Below are 2,170 nucleotides of genomic sequence, written 5' to 3'. Positions count from 1 at the left end.
CGCGCGTTCGCTGTGGGGCGGCCAGGGGGCGGCTTCGCGGGGCGCGGTTGGGCGGTCGTTTGGGCCGCCGTGGCGAGCGGTCACCGTGTGTGATCCGGAGTGGAGGAGGTGGCTCGTGTCCAACGTCTTTGTCCTGGACTCGACCTTGTCCTGTCCTACCGCTTCGGCCCGGTTCTAAGCCGCACCTCTTTCTTCGTTCTTGCGCGCGCTTCGCGCACTGTGCGGCTGTTGCTCCGGCGGGGCGGATTCCGTTCGCTTTGTTTGGAGACTTTCCAGTGCGCAAGCACTCTTTTGACGCGGATGTCGACGCTTACGGCGGCCGCGGTGGCAGCAGCCACGACTACGACAACGACCATGACTACGACAACTTTGACGAGCGCCGGTCGTCTGGGCGGCGGGGGCAGGGAGGCCGCCAGCGGCGCTTCGACGACGAGGCCGACGTGCCGCTGCGGCGGGGACGGCTCACCGACCAGGAGCGGGACCGGCTAGCCGCTGCGCTGATCGAGGCTGAGGACAGGCTCGAGCTGCCGGAGGGCGCCGACCGCTGGTCGACCTGGGGGCAGGGGGAGGTCGGGCCGGAACCGTACCCGTCTTGGGTGATCACCAGTGAGGCTGCCGTCGACACGCGGCTCGGCGTGGTGAAGACGGGGAAGGAGGCGGAGGTTCACCTGGTGGAGCGATGGGTGCCGGGGAAAAGGCGCGAAGTGGGGAAAAGGGGCGAAGTGGGGGCAGGTGCGGAGGTAGAGGCGGGGGCGGCGGGGGGTGGGCAGCGGGTGCTGCTCGCGGAGAAGCAGTACCGCAGCGCCGACCACCGGCTGTTTCATCGGGACGCCGGCTACCTGGAAGGGCGCCGGACACGCGAATCCCGCCTCGACCGGGCGATCGCGAACCGGACGACCTTTGGACGCAAGCTCATCGCCGAGCAGTGGGCCGCTGCCGAGTTCGCCGCGCTGTGCGGGCTGTGGGCTGCTGGGGCACCTGTGCCCTATCCGGTCTCGCGCTTGGGCACCGACCTGATGCTCGAGTTCATCGGGGACGCGGACGGCGGCGCGGCGCCTCGGCTGGCGCAGCTGCGGCCGAGTACCGAGCAGCTCGTCGACTTGTGGGAGCAGCTGACGGACGGGCTGGCCACGCTGGCACGCGCCGGGTTCACGCATGGCGACCTGTCGGCGTACAACGTCCTGGTCCACAACGAGCGACTCGTGCTGATCGACCTGCCGCAGGTCGTGGACGTCGTGGTGAACCCGCGGGGCGCCGAGCTGCTGGCGCGTGACGTGCGCAACATCGGCGGCTGGTTCGCGACGCGAGGGCTGCCGCAGGCGGATTGGCGGGTTGACGGGCTGCTGAGGTTGTTGCGGGATGAGGCGGGGATTGGGGAATCTAAGGATGTATAGGGGAGAGGGTAGATGTTGGTATAGGCGGGTAGGGATGCGTGAGGTGACAGGGGGATCGATGGGGAGGGGTTAGGCGGGTTGGGAGCGGAGAAAGTGGCCGAAGTGCGGGACGGTGAAGGCCACCGAACCGCGCTCGGCCGCGTAGACCAGGCCCTTCTTGATCAGGCTGTCGCGCGCCGGGGACAACGACGAGGGCCGGCGGCCGAGGGACGTGGCGACCTCGGCCGTCGGGACCGGGCCGTCTCCGAGCAGCGCCATCGCGCGCATGTACTCGCGCTCGGCGGGGGTGGCGCGCTCATAGCGCGAGCCGAAGAAGCCGACGGCGAGTTCGGCCTCGGCCTCGGGGGCCGCGACCTTCACGTCCTCCGCGGTGATCGGGGTCGCGGGGGCGGCGTCCCAGGCGACCTTTCCGTACGCCTGAATGAAGTACGGGTACCCGTCGGCCGCGTCGTAGAGGGCGTCCAGGGCATCGGGGCTGAAGTCCACGCCTTCGCGCTGCGCTGGCGCCGTGAGGGCGAGGTCGGCGTCCGGGCGATCAAGGCGGTCGATGCGGTGGTAGCGGAAGAGGCGTTCGGAGTAGGACTTGGAACTGGAGAGAAGGGTGGGTAGATGGGGGAGGCCGGCGCCGACGATGATGAGGGGGGCGCCGGTTTGGGAGAGCTCATGGCAGGCGGCGCAGAGGGCTGAGAGGTCCGGCGTCGGGACGTCCTGCATCTCGTCGACGAACAGCGCGATGCCGACGCCGAGGTCGGTGCCGATGGAGGCCGCGTCGGTGA

The 2,170-nt window shown here is 69.7% G+C and carries 2 protein-coding genes; one reads left to right on the top strand and one right to left on the bottom strand.

Going from position 1 to position 2,170, the window contains the following annotated elements:
• Positions 1-440: 440 nt before the first annotated feature.
• Positions 441-1,394 carry an RIO1 family regulatory kinase/ATPase gene (locus VFC51_20065; protein HZT09327.1) on the top strand — a complete coding sequence of 318 codons (954 nt, stop codon included), beginning with the start codon at positions 441-443 and terminating at the stop codon, positions 1,392-1,394.
• A gap of 69 nt (positions 1,395-1,463) precedes the next feature.
• On the opposite strand, the gene VFC51_20060 is transcribed toward VFC51_20065, so the two are convergent.
• On the bottom strand, positions 1,464-2,170 hold a 707-nt coding region (locus tag VFC51_20060; GenBank protein HZT09326.1), incomplete at its 5' end, for an ATP-binding protein.

The sequence above is a fragment of the Chloroflexota bacterium genome, assembly GCA_035652535.1.
Lineage (GTDB): Bacteria > Chloroflexota > UBA6077 > UBA6077 > SHYK01 > DASRDP01.
The sequence above is the reverse complement of the archived record's forward strand: the minus strand, read 5'-3'. Positions and strand labels throughout refer to the sequence as shown.